19 protein-coding genes are annotated in these 18,247 nt (G+C 66.2%); 9 read left to right on the plus strand and 10 right to left on the minus strand.

Features of this window, described 5'->3' with window-relative positions; translation table 11 throughout:
* Positions 1 to 464: 464 nt before the first annotated feature.
* On the minus strand, positions 465 to 632 hold the full coding sequence (locus HJG53_RS00305) for a hypothetical protein (RefSeq protein WP_171127257.1): 168 nt from the start codon (positions 630 to 632) through the stop codon (positions 465 to 467).
* A 455-nt stretch (positions 633 to 1,087) separates the two neighbouring features.
* Here HJG53_RS00305 and HJG53_RS00310 point away from each other — a divergent pair, with 455 nt between their 5' ends.
* Both HJG53_RS00310 and HJG53_RS00315 read left to right on the plus strand, forming a co-directional pair.
* The gene (locus HJG53_RS00310; protein WP_171127258.1) at positions 1,088 to 1,276 is read left to right on the plus strand and encodes a hypothetical protein; all 189 of its coding nucleotides are present in this window, start codon (positions 1,088 to 1,090) and stop codon (positions 1,274 to 1,276) included.
* Positions 1,277 to 1,535: 259 nt separating this feature from the next.
* Entirely contained in the window at positions 1,536 to 1,745 is a 210-nt protein-coding gene (locus tag HJG53_RS00315; RefSeq protein WP_171127259.1) for a hypothetical protein, read from the plus strand.
* Between the two features lie 106 nt (positions 1,746 to 1,851).
* On the opposite strand, the gene HJG53_RS00320 is transcribed toward HJG53_RS00315, so the two are convergent.
* A complete protein-coding gene (locus HJG53_RS00320; protein WP_171127260.1) occupies positions 1,852 to 2,520 on the minus strand; it encodes a DUF4136 domain-containing protein in 669 nt (222 codons plus the stop codon).
* Positions 2,521 to 2,734: 214 nt separating this feature from the next.
* Between HJG53_RS00320 and HJG53_RS00325 the strand changes: the two genes are divergently transcribed.
* Entirely contained in the window at positions 2,735 to 3,373 is a 639-nt protein-coding gene (locus HJG53_RS00325) for a PEPxxWA-CTERM sorting domain-containing protein (protein ID WP_217352551.1), read from the plus strand.
* A 30-nt stretch (positions 3,374 to 3,403) separates the two neighbouring features.
* On the opposite strand, the gene trpS is transcribed toward HJG53_RS00325, so the two are convergent.
* The 3 genes from trpS to secB form a co-directional block, all read right to left on the minus strand.
* Positions 3,404 to 4,420 carry a tryptophan--tRNA ligase gene (gene trpS, locus HJG53_RS00330; protein ID WP_171127262.1) on the minus strand — a complete coding sequence of 339 codons (1,017 nt, stop codon included), beginning with the start codon at positions 4,418 to 4,420 and terminating at the stop codon, positions 3,404 to 3,406.
* Position 4,421: 1 nt separating this feature from the next.
* Positions 4,422 to 6,014 carry a murein biosynthesis integral membrane protein MurJ gene (murJ, locus tag HJG53_RS00335; RefSeq protein ID WP_171128061.1) on the minus strand — a complete coding sequence of 531 codons (1,593 nt, stop codon included), beginning with the start codon at positions 6,012 to 6,014 and terminating at the stop codon, positions 4,422 to 4,424.
* Between the two features lie 93 nt (positions 6,015 to 6,107).
* The gene (gene secB, locus HJG53_RS00340) at positions 6,108 to 6,614 is read right to left on the minus strand and encodes a protein-export chaperone SecB (protein WP_171127263.1); all 507 of its coding nucleotides are present in this window, start codon (positions 6,612 to 6,614) and stop codon (positions 6,108 to 6,110) included.
* A 173-nt stretch (positions 6,615 to 6,787) separates the two neighbouring features.
* Here secB and HJG53_RS00345 point away from each other — a divergent pair, with 173 nt between their 5' ends.
* From HJG53_RS00345 to HJG53_RS00365, 6 genes are all read left to right on the plus strand, one after another.
* Complete coding sequence (locus tag HJG53_RS00345) at positions 6,788 to 7,441, plus strand: Tim44/TimA family putative adaptor protein (RefSeq protein ID WP_171127264.1); 654 nt, start codon at positions 6,788 to 6,790, stop codon at positions 7,439 to 7,441.
* A complete protein-coding gene (locus HJG53_RS18450) occupies positions 7,438 to 8,682 on the plus strand; it encodes a murein transglycosylase A (RefSeq protein WP_368039471.1) in 1,245 nt (414 codons plus the stop codon). The genes HJG53_RS00345 and HJG53_RS18450 overlap by 4 nt, the downstream gene beginning before the upstream one ends.
* Positions 8,657 to 9,205, plus strand: coding sequence for a Smr/MutS family protein (locus HJG53_RS18455; protein WP_368039472.1), 549 nt, complete (start codon positions 8,657 to 8,659; stop codon positions 9,203 to 9,205). Before HJG53_RS18450 ends, HJG53_RS18455 begins: the two co-directional genes overlap by 26 nt.
* A 63-nt stretch (positions 9,206 to 9,268) precedes the next feature.
* Positions 9,269 to 10,936 (plus strand): bifunctional diguanylate cyclase/phosphodiesterase, encoded by a 1,668-nt coding sequence (locus HJG53_RS00355; RefSeq protein WP_254447452.1) that lies wholly within the window; start codon positions 9,269 to 9,271, stop codon positions 10,934 to 10,936.
* A 144-nt stretch (positions 10,937 to 11,080) separates the two neighbouring features.
* The gene (locus HJG53_RS00360; protein ID WP_171127266.1) at positions 11,081 to 12,424 is read left to right on the plus strand and encodes an MFS transporter; all 1,344 of its coding nucleotides are present in this window, start codon (positions 11,081 to 11,083) and stop codon (positions 12,422 to 12,424) included.
* Positions 12,425 to 12,496: 72 nt separating this feature from the next.
* Positions 12,497 to 13,399 (plus strand): iron-containing redox enzyme family protein, encoded by a 903-nt coding sequence (locus HJG53_RS00365; protein ID WP_171127267.1) that lies wholly within the window; start codon positions 12,497 to 12,499, stop codon positions 13,397 to 13,399.
* Here the strand turns inward: HJG53_RS00365 and HJG53_RS00370 are convergent.
* Genes HJG53_RS00370 through HJG53_RS00390 form a run of 5 tightly spaced genes read right to left on the minus strand, consistent with a single transcriptional unit; the run spans position 13,393 to position 18,205 of the window.
* On the minus strand, positions 13,393 to 14,655 hold the full coding sequence (locus HJG53_RS00370) for a folylpolyglutamate synthase/dihydrofolate synthase family protein (RefSeq protein ID WP_171127268.1): 1,263 nt from the start codon (positions 14,653 to 14,655) through the stop codon (positions 13,393 to 13,395). The genes HJG53_RS00365 and HJG53_RS00370 overlap by 7 nt on opposite strands.
* A gap of 4 nt (positions 14,656 to 14,659) precedes the next feature.
* Complete coding sequence (gene accD / locus HJG53_RS00375) at positions 14,660 to 15,526, minus strand: acetyl-CoA carboxylase, carboxyltransferase subunit beta (protein ID WP_171127269.1); 867 nt, start codon at positions 15,524 to 15,526, stop codon at positions 14,660 to 14,662.
* Positions 15,523 to 16,341 (minus strand): tryptophan synthase subunit alpha, encoded by an 819-nt coding sequence (gene trpA, locus HJG53_RS00380; protein ID WP_171127270.1) that lies wholly within the window; start codon positions 16,339 to 16,341, stop codon positions 15,523 to 15,525. The genes accD and trpA overlap by 4 nt, the downstream gene beginning before the upstream one ends.
* Positions 16,338 to 17,570: a tryptophan synthase subunit beta gene (gene trpB / locus HJG53_RS00385; protein ID WP_171127271.1), complete on the minus strand. Its 1,233-nt coding sequence runs from the start codon at positions 17,568 to 17,570 to the stop codon at positions 16,338 to 16,340. The genes trpA and trpB overlap by 4 nt, the downstream gene beginning before the upstream one ends.
* Positions 17,567 to 18,205 (minus strand): phosphoribosylanthranilate isomerase, encoded by a 639-nt coding sequence (locus HJG53_RS00390; RefSeq protein WP_171127272.1) that lies wholly within the window; start codon positions 18,203 to 18,205, stop codon positions 17,567 to 17,569. Before HJG53_RS00390 ends, trpB begins: the two co-directional genes overlap by 4 nt.
* Positions 18,206 to 18,247: the final 42 nt, after the last annotated feature.

An 18,247-nucleotide genomic window follows, 5' to 3' on the forward strand; every position in this document is an offset into this window, starting at 1 on the left:
TCCGCTGACCCTTGGCCATCTACTCTTCCTTTATTTCGTTCGTCGGGCTCTCCGCTCGAAACGCGCCATGCTCCCAGCCCGCCGCCCAACTTCTCGCCTCCACATGCGCATCCGGGAATGGACAGGCTCCACGATCGAGCTTGTCTCGGTAAGCGGCCATGCCCAACCAAAAGGGATCAGTGCGCACCGCTGGATGCTGGCCGTTGTCATTCACTCAGGGGGCTCCTCGGGTGCGGAGCGGCGTCCTCGTTATTCTCCCTTCCAGGATCTGGCTCTTGAAGGCTCTGGCAAACTGCGCTGCGGCATCGGCGCTCGCGAAAACGACCCTCGTCCCCGCCGGGTGGAGCGACTCTATGGACGTTATTCGCGCCTTTTGCCTCAGTGCCGTGGCTTCCACCTCGGCGCGGGTGGCACTCAGATTTAAAGCTCGGCTCATGCAAACGACTCCGACTGTTTGGCCCTGCTCAGACGGTTGCGATCTGGACCACGTTGCGGTGGGGGTACCGTGTTCCGGCCAGCCTCTCGGCGAAGCCGACCGCATCCGCGACATGCCTTGAGCGGCTCGCAAGCGCGCCAAACCTGGCGTGCAGCAACGAGTGCTGCTCGCCAGCCAAAAGCTTGATGATGTCCATGGTTCTCTCTTCCGTATGCGACAGCCGGGATCGGCGAAATGTCACGGGAAGCGCGCTACGACCGCACGTGATAGCTAGGCTGTACCATGCTTTCCTAAAAAGACCCCATGTAATCGCCAGTTTTCTGACGTGCGTGGCGAATGAGAGAAAAAAAAGACGAAGAATCTAAGAAATGTTGCGGTGTTTTCATCATTGGATGTTACAAGGGCCTATCACCGGAATGATTGACGCTCATCTCGTGCCAGAGGGGAATTGATCCTTTCGAAGACGAAGGAGCTTGTCGCATGAACATTCTCATAAGGCCCGCTCAGGACCGGGGCAGGCTTTCTCCGATTATCACGCCTGCTCAAGTGCTGCGCGGCCATGCTGCCCAAGCGGCGGCTCCTGTGACGGCGAACGTTCGCGGCACAAAGGGTGCGGGTCGGAAATTCTAAGCAAGTGGAAGGAGGCTTCGGATGGCCGATATCACCCGAACTGTGTCTAACCCGACTTCGAGCGACGCCGCCGAAATGGAGCGGCTGGGTATCACCGCGACGACCGCTACATATTTTCACTGGCGCGGCTATCGCTACACGACAGCAAGGGACGCATTGCACGCGGCGAGACATGCCGAGCGTGCCAGCCCAGCGACCGCCAGTGGCTAATCTGCTCCACAACCTCATTGGTCATCACAAGGCCGATCCGTCCCAGAATCACTGGAACCGGGGGCGCTTCGCCAGCGCGTGCGCAACATGCGGGCGCGCAATGGAAAAGCTCCCCGGCCTGGAGTGGAAGCTCACAGGGAAATCTCGACCATTCTGACAAAAGGGGTGGTTGTTCCGTTCGTGCGCGTCACGCTCCTCCCAGTCCCAGCTGGACATCGATCACATTCATCAATGCCGCACGCGGCAAAGGAGACTTACCATGGCTCTCGATTATGACCGAACGCTTTCGCAGCTCTACGATGAGCGCGAAGATATCCGCATCCGACTCAGCCTCGCCGGCGATGTGCCCCGCCCCGATACACGGGCCCTGCTCAACGGACGCGCCAGGCTGATCCTCCTGGAAGCCGACATCGTGGCACGCCGCCGCGCCCTCGGCCACGCGCAACCCATCCAAGTTGCGCTTAGGTAGCTCGGAAAGAACAACCGGCAGGTCTGCCACCTAAATGAGCCGAGGGCGATGTCTGCTTTCCACTCATTGCGGACATCCTCTGGAAGTCACGCGCTGACTTCCAACCCTACGATGCCGGACGCCTGCTCGGAAGCGGGATGCTGATCTTCACGGTCTGTCCGGAATTGCCGGGGAAGCCGGTGAACATCGCCTGGATTAGGTTCGGGACCAGCCAGGGCAGATCGTCGGAGCGGGAGGTCGCGCGCGCGGTGCCTTCGAACACGCGCTCGCCGCCATTGGTGCGGTTGATCTCCATCCGCAACTGGCTGTCATAGACGGTGTAGCTGCGCACTTCGCTGCCCCAGTCCGAGCCCCAGAACGGATCGTAGAAGCCCCAGCGGCCCCAGCCGCCTCGGCCCCAGCCTCCCCAGCCGCGATAGGGGTAACCCCAATAGCCGCCCCAGCCCCAGCCGCTGAAGCCGGGCGTGGTCGTCACCTTTTCGCGGCCATTGTCGACATAATAATCTAGCGAGACGACCAGATTGGCCGAGCGGGCGTCAGTGGCCGGGCGGTAGCCGAAACGCTGCAATTCCTGCGCGACCAGGCCAGCATAGGAGCGGAACTCGATGCTGCCGTCGAGCTTCGGGTCGACCGGCTGGATCGTGAACGTCTCGCCTTGCGGCGCGGGCAGCATCGAAAAGCGGTTCACCCGCGCATCGAATGTCTGCGCGCAGCCGCCAAGCGCCGCCAGCGCCAGCGGTGCCGCAGCGACTGCCAGCATCTTCTTCCTGAACATCGATCGACCCCTCGCGCGAATTTATGCGATCTGAATGGCTTGGTGCAGCTGAACTTCGCTTGAACGCCGATATAGCTCTTCTCATCGTCACTTTCGAGCCGGGCGTTGCCCCGACCGAGGGAACGGACCGCGCGAGTAATGGTTAACGCCCCAGATCGCGGCCAACGCGACACTGCCGGGTCGCACCCTGATGGCAATGATAAAGGGGTGTTCCATGGTCTATCGAAGAAGCGCTCTCGCAGCGGCGATGCTGATTGCGGGCACGGCCGTGCCCGTGGCGGCAGCGCCTTTCACCTATTTCACCGATTTCAGCACCGGCGTAGGCCCCGAGTTCACGCTGACCAATGTCGGCGTGAACAGCAACGACGCAGGGATACTGGGTCAGCTGGAAGGCGGGGTGGTGACGCTCGCGCAGACCACGCCCGGCGCCGGGTCGGGCACGATCCGCTTCGACCTGCTCGGCTTCCGCTCGATCGACGGGGCGAATTGCTGCACCGACACCTTCCGCTTTTCGGTCAATGACACCGAGGTGTTCAATGGCGTGTTCGCGCTCGGCGGTGGCGGCGGTGAAGGCTTTAACGGTCCGCCGGGCACCACCGTAACCGGCGGCGGGCCGGTGCGCACGATCACCATTCCCGTCACGCTCCTCGCCGGAGCCAACAGTTTCGCTTTCACTTATGGCACGCTGCAGGGCTTTGACGACGAAGCCTGGGGCTTGGACAATGTCGGCATCGACGCGCAGGTCGCCGTCAATGGTGTTCCCGAGCCTGCCACTTGGGTGGCCATGGTGGCCGGCTTCGGCTTGTTGGGCGGGGCGACGCGCCGGCGCGTCGCAAGGTCCGGGATCGCCTGACGCGAGAGGAGGCCGGAGCGTCCGGCCTCCTTATCCGCGCGAAGTGCAGAGGCCCAGCGCGGCATAGGCTCCGTCCAGCCGCGGCTGAGCCAGCGCCCGCGCACGGGCCGCGCCCTGCTCAAGGATGCGGTCGAGTGCTGTGGTGTCGGACCGCAGCTCCAGGAACCGCGTGCGGATCGGGCGTAGCGTCTCGACCAGCCGTTCGGCGAGTGCGGGCTTGAACGCGCCGAACCCCTGGCCTGCGAAGTCGGCCAGCACCTGGTCGACGCTCTCGTCATTGAGCGCTGCATAGATCGCGACCAGGTTCTTGGCTTCGGGACGGCCGTCCAGCTCAGCCGCGGTTGCGGGCAGAGGCTCGGGATCGGTCTTCGCCTTGCGGATCTTTTGCGCGATCGTGTCGTCGTCGTCGGCCAGGTTGATGCGCGACGCGTCCGACGGGTCGGACTTTGACATCTTCGCGCTGCCGTCGCGCAGGGACATGATCCGCGCCGCCGCCGGCGGGATGGTCGGCTCGGGCAGCACGAACAGCTCGGTGCCAAAATCCGTGTTGAACTTGGTCGCGATGTCGCGCGCGAGCTCCAGATGCTGCTTCTGGTCCTCGCCGACGGGCACATGCGTGGTGCCGTAGAGCAGCACGTCGGCCGCCTGTAGCACCGGATAGGCATAAAGGCCGATGCTCGCGCCTTCGCGGTTCTTGCCGGACTTTTCCTTGAACTGGGTCATCCGGTTCAGCCAGCCGATCCGCGCGGTGCAGAAGAGCAGCCAGGCGAGTTCGGCATGGGCAGGCACCCGCGCCTGGTTGAACAGGATGGCCTTGTCCGGGTCGACGCCCGCCGCGAGCAGGGCAGCCGCCATCTCGCGGGTGTTGGCGGTCAGCTCGGCCGGATCGTTGTACACGGTGATTGCGTGCAGGTCGGCGAGGAAGAAGAGCGTGTCGCCGCCCTTGGCCGCATTCTCGTCCTGCATCCGCACCCAGTTGCGAATCGCGCCCAGATAATTGCCCAAATGGAGATTGCCGGTCGGCTGGATGCCGGAGACGATGCGCATGTCAGTCCTTCGTTGCGGTCGCGGCGCGCCGGCTCACCAGCGCCCGCAGGTCGCTGACCCGATACGCACCCGTCGCAAAGCAGGCCAGAGCGTAAATCGCTGCACCGCCGCCGGTCAGCACGCCCAACGCCACGGCGCGCTGCAGGAGGTGGCCGGTCAGGTACGGCCAGGCGAGCGGCGCCAGCAGGTAAAGCGCACCGCCCATCAGCAATGCCGCGAGCGCAAGGCGCGGCAGCCGCCGCTTCAGCCGCGCATCGGGGGCGAAATGGCCGCGCTTCCTGAGCGTTCGGTAGAGCAGCGCGACGTTGATGCACGAGGCGAGCGCGGTCGCGAGGGGCGGGCCGACATAGCCGAAGCCGAGCGCGCCGAGGCCCGGGATCAGGAGCAGGTTGCCGACCAGGTTCACGCCGACCGACATGGTCGCGAACCGCACCGGCGTCCGCGTGTCCTCCCGCGCGTAAAAGCCCGGGGTCAGCACCTTCACCAGCACATAGGAGGGCAGGCCGATCGAGAAGGCCGAGAGCGCGAAGGCGCAGGCGCTTGTGTCTTCGGCGGTGAACGCGCCATGCTCGAACAGCCCGCGTACGATCGGCGCCGACGCGAAGATGAACGCGACGGTGGCGGGCAGCGTGAGGAACAGCGCCAGCTCGATGCCGCGATTCTGCGTGTCCATCGCCTCCGCTTCCTTGCCCGAGCCGAGCAGGCGCGAGATGGTGGGGAGGAGGATGGTGCCGAGGCCGATGCCGATGATGCCGAGCGGCAGCTGATTCAGCCGGTCCGCATAATAGATGTAGGAGATCGAGCCCGGATCGAGCAGCCCGCCGGCGAGGGCCGTCGAAATGGCGAGGTTGATCTGCACCGCGCCCGCTCCCGCGGCGGCCGGCAGGATCAGCTTCATCAGCTGCCGCACATCGTCGGTGAGCTTGGGCATGCGCAAGCGCAGGCTCGCGCCCGCCTGCCGGCACGCGATCACCAGCCAGGCGAGCTGCAACGCACCGCCGGCGGTCACCGAGACCGCCTGCGCCCGCGCCGTCTCATAGGGGCTGTCGCCGTGGAAGAAGACCAGGGCGACGATCATGGCGATGTTGAGCAGGATCGGCGCCGCCGCATTCACCCAGAAGCGGTTGAGCGAGTTCAGGATGCCGCCCAGCAGCGAAGCGAGCGAGATCAGCATCAGATAGGGGATGGTGATCCGCGACAGCGTCACCGCAAAGGCGAATTGCTCCGGCGTCGGATCCTTGAACCCGCCCGACAGCCCCCAGGTGATCGGCCAGGCCGCCACGATCATCGCCGCGGTGAAGAGCAGCAGCACCGGGAACAGCACCGCCAGCGCCTGTTCGGCAAAGCGGATGCCGGCGCTCGTCTCGCCCGTCTCGCCGACCTTGCGGTTGAACATCGGGATGAAGGCGGCCGAGAACGCCCCTTCCGCAAACAGCGCGCGGAACATGTTGGGCAGGCGGAACGCGACGAAGAACGCGTCCGAGGCAAAGCCCGCGCCGACATAGCTCGCCTGCAGCGTGTCGCGCACCAGCGCCAGTACGCGGCTGACGAGCGTCAGCCCGCCGACCGAAGTGAGGGAGCGGGCGAGGGACACCTTAGCCATGTGCCCGATCACCGTTCGCTTCGAGCGAAGTCGAGAAGCGTATCTCGACTTCGCTCGATACGAACGGAGCTGCGTTCAGCCGGCTCAGGCCTGCCCCGCCGCTTCGCCCTGGGCGAGCTGCCCGGCTTGCTGCGCCTGCTGCATGTAGAGGCCGGCAAAGTCGATCGGCTCCAGCATCAGCGGCGGGAAGCCGCCGTCGCGCACGGCATCGGCGAGAACCCGGCGGGCGAACGGGAAGATCAGCCGCGGCGCTTCGGCATAGCAGAAGGGCTGGATCTGCTCTTCCGGGACATTGCGGATGCCGAACAGCCCGGCATAGGAAAGTTCGACCGCAAAGGCGACGCCCTGATCGCCATGCGCCTTCACCTCGACCTTCAGCACGACTTCGTAGACGTCGTCGGCCGCCTTGTTCGAGCTGATGTTGAACTGCACGTCGATCTGCGGCTGCACCTGCCACTGGTAGACGGCCGGCGAGTTCGGGTTCTCGAAGGACAGGTCCTTCACATATTGGGAGATGATGCCGACCTGCGGCATGTTGTCGGCGCCATTCGCGAACTGTTCTTCGCCCTGCGCGCCCGTTTCCTCGACCATGAACCTCGAACCTTTCATCGGGATGATTAGGGGCCTTGCCCCATCGGAGCGGGCGGTTAGCAGCTAGGGGGCGGGCCGGCAATGCTCGGCGGGGGATCGGAACCGCTTGCCCAAGCATTTGAAACACGCGCGCGGCGCGCCTATGTTGCACAGGTTCTCGTTTCGGAGGTTAGGTGGTCGGCATCGTTCTGCTCGCTATGGTCGCGGCCTTTCTGGCCCTGCGGCTCTACATGGTGCTCGGCAAGCGCAGCGGCCATGAACAGGCGCTGCCGCCCAAGCCGGCCGAGGAACGGCTGGCGCCGGTCCAGGCGCCGCGCGCCACCGCCGAGCCGATCGCCGATGCCGGTCAGCCGAGCGACAGCGTGATTGATCCCGATGCGGCGCAGGGCGTCCGCGCGATCCTCTCGGCCGATCCGAATTTCGACGTCGCCCGCTTCGTCGAAGGCGCCAAGGCCGCTTACCGGATGATCCTCGAAGCCTTCTGGCGCGGTGACGAGGACGAACTTGCCTGGCTGGTGGCGCCCGATGTGCGCGAGGCGTTTGCCGTCGCCATCGCCGAGCGCAAAGAGGCTGGCCACACGCTCGACAATCGTCTGATCGCGATCGAGACGGCGCGCATCGTCGAGGCGCGGATGGAAGGCCGGGTGGCGTTCGTCACCATGCACTTCGTCGCCGACATCGCGGCGGTCACCCGCGATGCGGAAGCCAATGTGGTCGCCGGCACGCTCGAAGACGCGGTGTCGACCAACGATCACTGGACGTTCAGCCGCAACCTGCGCGAGTCCGATCCGAACTGGCTGCTGGTCGAAACCGACGAGGCGGCGTGATCCGGCGCCGGGGGGCACTCGGCCTCGCCCTGCTGCTCGGTGCCTGCGTCCCCAAGCCGAGCCCGCCCATCGCGCCGCCGCCGATTGCGCGTCCCGCTCCCGTGCCGACTCCGACGCCCAGTCCCGTACCGCCCGCCAACGCGCGTAGTCTCGGTCTGCGGCCTGGACCGGCGGTCGCATCGCTTCCCGTCTCCACAGAGGCTGCTCAGCGTGCGCTCGCGGCCTTTCGGATCAGTTGCCCCAGCCTCCTCCGTCGCAACGACACGTCCGGCATCCGCGCGGATTGGCGCGCCGCGTGCGATCACGCCCGCACCGAAGCCGACGCCCAGGCCTTCTTCGCCACCGCCTTCGAAACCGCACAGGTTGGCGACGGCGCGGCGATGGTGACCGGCTATTACGAGCCGGAAATCGCCGCCGCCCATGATCCGGCGCCCGGACTCGTCCCCGTGCTGCGGCTGCCGCCAGACCTGGTCGAACAGCAAGTGCCGGTCTGCCCGCCCGCGATCGATCCGCTCACCCAGCAGCCCAATCCGGCTGCCTGTCCGTTGCAGAAGCAGCGCGGCCGGATCGTCGACGGCCAATATATCCCTTATTACGACCGGGCGGAGATCGAACAGGGCGCGCTTGCCGGCCAGGGGCTGGAGATTGGCTGGGCCGATCCGATCGACCTGTTCTTCCTGCAGATTCAGGGGTCCGGGCGGCTGCGCTTCGCCGACGGCAGCATCGTGCGCATCGGCTATGCCGGTCAGAACGGTCATCCCTATACCGGTATCGGGTCGCTGATGCGGCAGCGCGGTCTGCTCGGTCCGGGCCAGGCGAGCATGCAGGGCATGGTCGCGTGGCTGCGCGCCAACCCGGAAGCGGGCACGGCGCTGATGCACGAAAATCGCAGCTATGTGTTCTTCCGCGAACTGACCGGAGCCGGACCGCTCGGCGCCCTCGGCCTGCCGGTCACGCCGCAGGGCAGCGTCGCGGCCGATCCGCTGTTCACGCCCTTGGGCGCACCCGTCTTTGTCGATGTCGAGCATCAGGTGGCCGACGGGCTGTGGATCGCGCAGGATACTGGCGGGGCGATCAAGGGACCGAACCGGTTCGATACGTTCTGGGGCGCGGGCGAGCAGGCCGCGCAGATCGCCGGCGGCCTGCTCAGCCGCGGCAAGGCCTGGCTGCTGCTGCCGATCGGCACGCTCGACCGCTTGGCGCAGGAGGGCAACAGTGCAGGGGCGCCGGCTCAGCGCTGAGGAAGCCGATCTCTGGGCCCGCGTGATCGCCAGCGTGGAGCCGCTGGAGGGGAGGGCGGCGCGCCAACCTCCCGACCTGCCGCTCCAACTTCCGAGCTCCCCGGCAAAAGCCGGGGCCCGGGAGTCCCCCCCACCGAGGCAAAAAGGAGCTGGACCCCGGCCTGCGCAGGGGAACGCGAACACCCTGGACGGCAGCTGGGACCGCAGGCTCGGGCGCGGTATCGTCCAGCCGGACTTTGCCGTCGATCTGCACGGCCACACGCTCGACAGTGCCTATCGCACACTGGATGCCGGACTCGACCGCGCGATCGCCCAAGGCGCGCGCGTTCTGCTGCTGGTCACCGGCAAGCCGCGGGCGCCCGGATCCGGCCGCGGTGCCATTCGCGCGGCGGTCGGCGACTGGCTCGCCGCTTCGCGTCACGCCGACGAGATCGCGGCGGTGCGCGGCGCGCATCCACGCCATGGTGGTGCCGGCGCGCTCTACATCATCCTCAAACGGCGCCGTGAGAGGGCAAGTTTTTAACTGTTTCTCAGCCACGATGTGCGCTTCGCAAGGTTGAAGGTGCGCGCTGCCACGATGGAGAGGATGACGCTGAAAAGCAGGGCGATCGCGTTCGCCTTTTGCACCGGCGCCGTCGCGTTCATCCTGGCGCTGCTGGCGACGGCACGCAGCGGCATCGAAAGCGGCGATTTCGGCCACTCGCTCATTATCGCCATCGTCTGCGGAGTGATGTGCTGGGCATCGGCCGAGCGCGCCATTGCGGGCTATGCCGAAGCCGTCGACGACTCGATCGAACGGCTCGCCCGCGCCGCGGACGGTGACCTGAGCACACCGACGCCGTCGCGCGTGGCCACGGTGCTGCCGGATCTTGCGACATCGCTCGACGGGCTACTCAGCCAGGTGCGGACCAACTTCGACCGCGTCCATTCGCTCGCGATGTTCGATCCGGTAACCCAGCTCCCCAACCGTACGCACTTCCGGCGCGAGGCGGCTGAGCTACTGGACGCGCTGGCACCTGCCGATCTCGCTGCGCTGTTCTTCATCGACCTCGACAAGTTCAAGTCGGTGAATGATAATTTCGGCCATGCTCAAGGCGATCAGCTGCTTGTAAAGGTTGCCGACCGCTTGCGGGCGGTGAGCGAATCCGGTGAGCGGCTCGGTTTCTGCCAACCGCCGCTGATCGCGCGGCTTGCCGGAGACGAATTCACGATGCTCGTGCCCCGCCTCGGCTGCGCCGAGGAAGCGGAGCGGATCGGCGATGCGCTGCTCGACGCGCTCAGCGAACCTTATGAGCTGCTCGGCATCGAAGTCGATGTCGGCGCCTCCATCGGCGTCGCGCTCAGGCCGGACCAGGGGCAAAGTCTGCACGAGCTGATGCGCGCGGCCGACATTGCCATGTACCATGCCAAGGCGAATGGTCGGGCGCGCGTCCAACTGTTCACGCCCAGTCTTGCCGCGAGGATGGCCGACCATCTGCGACTCGAGACGGAGCTGCGCCAGGCCATCGAGTCGGAACAGCTCGCCTTCTTCTTCCAGCCGCAAATGTGCGTCGCGACCGGGGCCGTCATTGGCGCCGAAGCGGTGTTGCGCTGGCGGCACCCGGCGCTTGGCTTGCTCACCCCCGACCGGTTCCTGCCGCATGCCGAGAAATCGGGCCTGATTCACGAAATCGGCTATTGGGCGGTGGAGGAAATCGCTGCGGCGCTCGGCAGATGGGAGCGGCTCGGCCTCACCACGCGCATCGCCGTCAACGTGAGTGCCCGTCAGATGGGGCGGCCGGATTTCTTTGCGCAGGTGCGCCACGCGCTCTTGCACCATCGTGCCTCGGCCGATCTCCTTGAACTGGAGATCAATGAATCGATCGCGATGCGCTGCGACGAGAGCGCGATTGCGGGCCTCAAGCGGCTGCGGGAACAAGGCGCGACCGTCGCAATCGACGATTTCGGCAGCGGCTATTCGAACCTGTCGCGCTTGCAGGACATGCCGATCGATCGCGTGAAGATTGCCGGCACGCTCATTGCCGATCTCGCCACCTCTGAGCAGACGCGCGCCGTGGTTCAGTCGGTGATCGCGCTGGTTCATGGCCTGGGCTTCGGCGTCGCGGCGGAAGGGGTGGAGAGCAGCGCCCAACGAACGATATTGGAAGTGGCGGGCTGCGACTATCTCCAGGGTGCCGCGATCGCCGCCGCGATGACCGAGACGGACTTTCACGCCTGGATCGGCGAGCGATCGAGCGGCCTCCGGCGCGCCTGAGCTTTTTCGCTGTCCTACCATGCGGTCGCTGTGCCAGCATGGGCGGATGAGCACTCTTTCCCGGACCTTCCCGACAGCGAAGATTCACATGTTGCACGTGCAGAATGTGCGGAATGTGCGGAATGTGCGTTTTGAGGTGCTGGCATGACGGACACGGCCGCGAGATCCGCGCCCCAGCCGGAGCCGGGATTGCTCGCCTCCATCCGCCCCTATCTTGAAAAGGCGCCGCTCGCCTCGCTGGCCCTGGGCCTGTCGTCCGCCTTTCCGCTGACGATGATCACCAGCACCCTGTCGAGCCGTCTGGCCGAAGCGGGCATCGACAAGAAAAGCGTGACCGCCTTCTCGCTGGTCCTGCTCGCCTATAACTTCAAATTCCTTTGGGCGTGGATCATCGAGGGCGTGAAGCTGCCGCTCCTCCACCGGCTGGGGCAACGCGTCTCCTGGCTCATCCTGCTAGCGGTGCTCGTCTCCGCGGCCGCATTCAACCTCGGCCTGGCCGACCCGAACACTTCGGTCATGCAGGTGGCGGTCGCCGCCATCCTGCTCGGCTTTGCAGGCGCCAGCTTCGACATCGTCATCGACGCCTATCGCATCGAACTGCTCGAACCCCGTCAGCTCGGCGTCGGCTCCGGCATGGGACAATATGGCTGGCGTATCGGCTCGGCGCTGGTCAGCGCCGGCGCATTGCTGATCGCGACCCGCGCCGGCTGGACGGCCGCCTATATAGCGAGCGCGGTCTTTGCGCTCCCGGCGGTGCTCACCGCCCTGATCATGGGCGAGCCCTCGCGGCACAAGGCCGTGCTCGGCCGCGATGACAGGCCCGGCATCGTCCAAGCCGTGGTCGGGCCTTTCGCCGAGTTTCTGAAGCGGCGGGGCGCCCTGCTGGTCCTGCTCTTCATCTTGCTGCACAAGATCGGCGACACGCTCGCCAACCTGACGCTGCGGCTACTGTTCAACGATCTCGGCTATTCCAAGGACGAGATTGCCGTCTACGATGTCGGCGTCGGCTTCTGGGCTTTGCTGATCGGGGTGTTCGTGGGCGGCGTGCTCTATGCCCGGCTGGGCATGAAGCGATCGGTGCTGTTGAGCCTCGTCCTGATGGCCGTCTCCAACTTCGGCTTCGCCGCTCTCGCGCTCGCCGGCCATAGCAACACCGGCATGGCGGGCGCGATCGGGTTCGAGAATTTCGCCAGTGGTATCGGCGGCGTCACCGTGGTCGCCTATTTCTCCGCCCTGACCGATCTGCGCTTCACGGCCGCGCAATATGCACTGATCTCGGCCTTTTCGAGCATCGTCGGCCGCGTGCTGACCGGCATCACCGCCGGCGCGCTGGTCGAATCCTTCGGCTATGTGAATTTCTATCTGCTCACCACCGTGGCGGCGGTGCCGGGCATCCTGCTGTTCTGGGCGATGATGCGGGCCGGGCTGATCGACTCGTCGATCGGCAGCGCGGGCCGCGAAACGGCTAATCCAGATCAGTCGGACTGAGGGGGAGGGGAACTCAAAACGTTGCCGGTCCGTTCTAGCGGCATACCTCGCCCCTGACGGAGCCCCTCAAAAGTGGCAACAAAGCTTAATGCGGCCAACACGCCGCAGTTCTTGAATAATGCCTTTCAGCGGACCCTCGCCAAGTGGAACCGCGAGCGGCTCGCCCCCGGTTTTCCAGACGAGGATTGGCGGCGCGGCTTCGACCGGCAGATGCAGATGCTCCGCCTCGAAGGCGCGTTCCTCGACGAGCTGCGCGCGGAAGTGCAGGACGACCTCGCCGATGTGCCGGAACAGGCCGACGCATTCGTCGCCTGGTTCGAGGCGCTGCAGGACAAGGGCCCCGGACAGAACCACCCGCTCTTCTCCTGGCTGGCGGAGACGGCGACCGAAGGCCAGATGCGCTGGTTCCTGACCCAGGAAGCGGCAGGCGAAGCGGGCTTCGACGATCTCGTCGCCATGACCCAGGTCAAGCTTCCGCATGGCCCGAAACTCGAGCTTGCGGAGAATTACTGGGACGAGATGGGTCGCGGCCAATATCGCGGAATCCACGGCCTGCTGCTCACCGAACTCGTCGAGACGATGCAGATCAAGCCGGACATCGATACCACGGTCTGGGAGAGCCTCGCGCTCGCCAACGCCATGACCGCGATGGCGTCGACGCGGCGCTATGCCTGGCTGTCCGTCGGTGCGCTCGGCGTCGTCGAGCTGACGGCGCCGTGGCGGTGCGAATATGTGTCGGCGGGCCTGAAGCGCCTCGGCTACGGTCAGCGCGAGCGGCTTTATTACGACCTCCACGCCAAGATCGACATCAAGCACAGCGAAGGCTGGAACAACAACGCGCTGAAGCCGCTGGTCGAAGAGGATCCGCGCCGGGCCCGCTTCATCGCTGAAGGTGCGCTGATCCGCATGCGCTGCGCCGAACGCTGCTTCGAACGCTATTCGGAGCTGCTGGAGAACGGCGCCGAAATCTACTGAGGCAGTTCGCCGTTCAGCTCCAGGATCTGGCCGGCGAGGTAGAGCGAGCCGGCGATCAGGATTGGCGACTCCAGACCCGCGAGCGCTGCCGGCACATCTGGCGCGGTGCTCGCGCCCAGGCTTAGGCCTCGGGCGAGGGCAGCAATGTCGTCCGGCGCGTGGTGGTCATGCCCGTCGATCGGCACCGCAGTCACTGAGCGGACCACCGGCGCCAGCAGCCGCAGGAAGGACGACACGTCCTTGTTGGCGAGCATGCCGATGACGAGGTGCAGCTTTCGTCCGGCGAGCGCCGCTGCCAGCGCTTCGGCAGCCGAAACATTGTGACCGCCGTCCAGCCACGCCTCGCGGCTGCCGACCAGTGGTCCGGCGCCGAGCTGCTGCAGCCGCGCCGGCCAGCGCGCGCCTTCTATTCCTGCGAGCATCACCACGTCGGGAAACCGGATCGCTTGCTGGTGCCGCAGCATGGCGACGGCCAGGGCAGCATTTTCCAGCTGATGGGCGCCGGCGAGCTGCAGGGGAGGAAGGACGAGTTCGCCGTACCCGTCGCGATAGAGCCGACCTTCGAGGAACCATGCCTCGCCCCGCTTCAGCCGTCGCGCGCCTGCTCGGACGACAGCCGCGTCGACGCTGCGCTCCGCCTCATCGGGGTAGGCGAGCGTGACGATCGGCACGCCTGACCGCGCGATGCCTGCCTTTTCGCCGGCAATCTCGGCCAAGGTGTCGCCGAGAAAGCTCTGGTGGTCGATCCCGAGGGCAGCGATGCCGCAACAGGCAGGGGCGGGAACGACATTGGTCGCGTCGAGCCGCCCCCCCAAGCCGACTTCGACGATGCAGGCGTCCGCCGGTGTCCGGCTGAACACGAGGAAGGCTGCGGCCGTCGTCACTTCGAAGAAGCTGGCGTTCAGATCCTCCGCCCGGTCGAGCACTTCCTCCAGCAGCGCCGCGAGCATTGCGTCTTCGAGCAGCGCGCCCGCGACCCGGATACGCTCGTTGAACCGCACCAGATGCGGGCTGGTATAGACATGGGCGGTAAGGCCCGCGGCTTCGATCGCCGCGCGGAGAAAGGCGCAGGTCGACCCCTTCCCATTGGTCCCGGCGACATGGAAGACCGGGGGCAGGCGCCGTTCGGGGTTGCCCAGCCGCGCGAGCAGCGCCGTGATCCGCTCCAGCCCCAGAATGTCGCGACCGGGCGAGAGGCGGGCGAGCCGCTCCAGCTGCCGCTGCACGGCAGGATCGGCCGAGCGGGCAAAATCCATCGGGCTAGGCGGCGGCCTTCACCGGCGCGAGATAGGCGAGCAGCCGCGCAAGCGTGGCGGGCAGCTCCTTACGCTCCACGATCATGTCGAGCATGCCGTGTTCGAGCAGATATTCAGAGGTCTGGAAGCCCTCGGGCAGCTTCTCGCGAATCGTATTCTCGATCACGCGGCGGCCGGTAAAGGCGAGCGTCGCCTTGGGCTCGGCCAAGTGCACGTCGCCGATCAGCGCATACGACGCCATGACGCCGCCCGAAGTGGGATCGGTCAGCACGACGATATAGGGCAGACCCGCTTCCTTCAGCTCGGCGACAGCGACCGTCATGCGCGGCATCTGCATCAGCGAGAGGATGCCTTCCTGCATGCGCGCGCCCCCGGACGCCGTAAAGACGATGTAGGGCAACCGCTCGGCAATGGCCGCGTGGATGCCGGCGATAAACGCCTCGCCGACGCCGACGCCCATCGAGCCGCCCATGAAGGCGAAGTCCTGCACGCCGACGATGGCATCAAGCCCGCCGATCGCGCCGCGCGCGTTCAGCAGCGCATCGGGTTCATTGGTGCTCGCTCGCGCGGCCTTCAGCCGGTCGGCATAGCGCTTGGAATCGCGGAACCTCAGCGGATCCTCGGGCACCTTCGGCGGCGGCAGCAGCGTGAACCTGCCCTCGTCGAAAATCTGGCGGAAGCGGGTGCGTGCGCCGATGCGGCCATGATGGTCGCAGCTCGGGCAGACCGACAGATTCTCTTCATATTCCTTGGTGAAGATCATCTGCCCGCAGCCGGGGCATTTGTGCCAGAGATTGTCTGGCGTGTCCTTCGCGGTGACGGATTGCGTGACCGACGCGATGGCGTTGCGGACGCGATTGAGCCAACTCATGCGGCTTGCTCCTGGCGAGCGCCGGCCAAAGCCTGGGCCAGCGAAGCGGTGAAATGACGTACGGCGCTGGGCGCATTGGCGCCCTCCGAACCGACCAGCTCGACGATCGCGGAGCCGACAACGACGCCATCGGCCACACGCCCGATTGCAGCAGCCTGGTCGGGGCTGCGGACGCCGAAACCGACGGCGATCGGCAGGTCGGTGCCGCTCCGCAGGCGGGTCAGCGCCGCCTCGATCGACTGCTGCGCGGCCTGCTGCATGCCGGTAATGCCCGCGACCGAGACATAATAGACGAAGCCCGACGCGCCCTGCACGACCTGGGGGAGTCGCGCGGCATCGGTGGTGGGAGTGGCCAGGCGGACCAAGTGGAGGCCTGCATGGCGGAGCGCGGGCCCGAGCGCATCATCCTCTTCGGGTGGCACATCGACGCAGATCACGCCGTCGACGCCAGCTGCTGCGGCTTGCCCAGCAAACCAGTCGGCGCCGCGGGCGAGCATCGGGTTGGCATAGCCCATCAGCACCAGCGGCACCTCTGCGTGGCGCGCCCGGAAGCCGCGCGCGATCTCGAGCAGATCGGCAGTTCGTGTGCCGGCCGCCAGCGCGCGGAGGTTGGCACGCTGGATCGCGGGCCCGTCCGCCATCGGGTCGGTGAACGGCATGCCGAGCTCGATGATATCGGCGCCGCCCTCCACAAGCGCGTCGAGAATCGCGGGTGTCTCGGCGGGAGAAGGGTCGCCGCCGGTGACAAAGGTGATCAGGGCGGCGCGGCCCTGGCCCCGGCACCGCGCAAAGGTCGCGCCGAGCCGGTCCGTCACAGCTTTACCCCAAGCGCGTCCGCGACCGTGAAGATGTCCTTGTCGCCGCGGCCGCAGAGATTGGCCAGGATGATCTGGTCGTTCTTCATTTCCCGTGACTTGCGAACTACTGCTGCGATAGCGTGGGAAGGTTCGAGCGCCGGGATTATCCCTTCGGTCCGGCACAGGAACTGGAACGCGTCCAGAGCTTCGCGGTCGGTCGCGCTCTCATAAGTGACGCGGCCGATCTCGTGCAGCCAGCTATGCTCGGGGCCGATGCCCGGATAGTCGAGCCCAGCGGAGATCGAATGCGCCTCGGTGATCTGCCCGTCTTCATCCTGCAGCAGGAAGGTCTTGTTGCCATGAAGGATGCCGGGCCGTCCGCCGGCAAGGCTTGCGGCATGAGCGTGAGTATCGAGGCCATGTCCTGCCGCCTCGATACCGAGCATTGCAACGTCGGGATCGTCGAGGAAGGGGTGGAACAGGCCGATCGCGTTCGATCCGCCGCCGATCGCGGCGACCAGCAGATCCGGCAGGCGGCCTTCGCGCTCCAGCATCTGAGCGCGCGCCTCGCGGCCGATGACCGATTGGAAGTCGCGGACCAGTTCGGGATAAGGATGGGGGCCGGCGGCGGTGCCGATGATGTAGAAAGTGTCCTCAACGTTGGCGACCCAGTCGCGCATCGCCTCGTTCATCGCATCCTTGAGCGTGTGCGCGCCGCTTTCGACCGGCCTCACCTCGGCGCCGAGCAGCTTCATGCGGAACACGTTCGGGCTTTGCCGCTCGACATCGCGCGCGCCCATATAGATCGTGCAGGGCAGGCCGAAGCGCGCCGCCACAGTCGCGGTCGCGACGCCATGCTGGCCAGCGCCGGTCTCGGCAATGATGCGCGTCTTTCCCATGCGCCGCGCGAGCAGGATCTGGCCGATGCAGTTGTTGATCTTGTGCGCGCCGGTGTGATTAAGCTCGTCGCGCTTGAAATAGATCTTCGGGCCGAAACCTGGCGGAGCACTCTCGCGCAACGCTTCGGTCAGCCGCTCGGCGAAATAGAGGGGGCTGGGCCGCCCTACATAATTTGCGAGGAGATCGTCGAACTCGGCCTGGAATGCCGGATCGGCCTTTGCCGCGCGATAGGCGGCTTCCAGTTCCAGGATCAGCGGCATCAGCGTCTCGGCGACATAGCGGCCGCCGAACTGGCCGAAATGCCCGCGTTCGTCGGGCTGGGTTCGGAGCGAGTTGCTGAGCGTCATAGAGCGGCGACCGCTTGGAGGAAGCGCGCGATCTTGTCCACATCCTTGACGCCGGGCGCGCGCTCGACGCCGGAGGACACGTCGACCAGGCGTGCGCCGGTCACTGCCGCCGCTTCGGCGACATTGTCCGCGTCGAGCCCGCCAGACAGTGCCCAAGGCGCCGGATGCGTAAAGCCGTCGAGCAGCTTCCAGTCGAAGCGCAGGCCCATGCCGCCGGGGAGACCGCCTTCCGGTGTCTTCGCGTCGTAGAGAATCCGGTCGGCCAGCCCCCGCCAGCTTGTGGCCTCGTTCAGGTCGCTTCGGGTCCGGACCGGAACAGCGACCCAGAGCGGCAGCCGGAACCGCGCCTTGATGGCCGCAGCGCGAGCGGGGGAAACCTTATGAAGCTGTAGCGCGTCCAGCCGTCCGGACTCGACGGCACAGGCAAGCAGGGGATCGTCGGGCTCGACGAACACGCCGACCCGCTTCACCTGCGCCGGCACCCGCCCGGCGAGCCCCGCCGCTTTCTCCAACGTCAGGTGGCGGGGACTTGGGGGAAAGAAGACGAAGCCGACATGGCTCGCGCCGCCACCGATCGCCGCGTCGAGCGTCGCTGGCGTGGAAAGGCCGCAAATCTTGGCTTGGAGGCGAGGCAAGACATATTCCTGAACGATAGAGCGGTATCTTTACGCCGTCCG

It is taken from the genome of Sphingomonas sp. ID1715 (assembly GCF_013044515.1).
In the GTDB taxonomy this organism is placed as follows: Bacteria; Pseudomonadota; Alphaproteobacteria; order Sphingomonadales; family Sphingomonadaceae; genus Sphingomonas_B.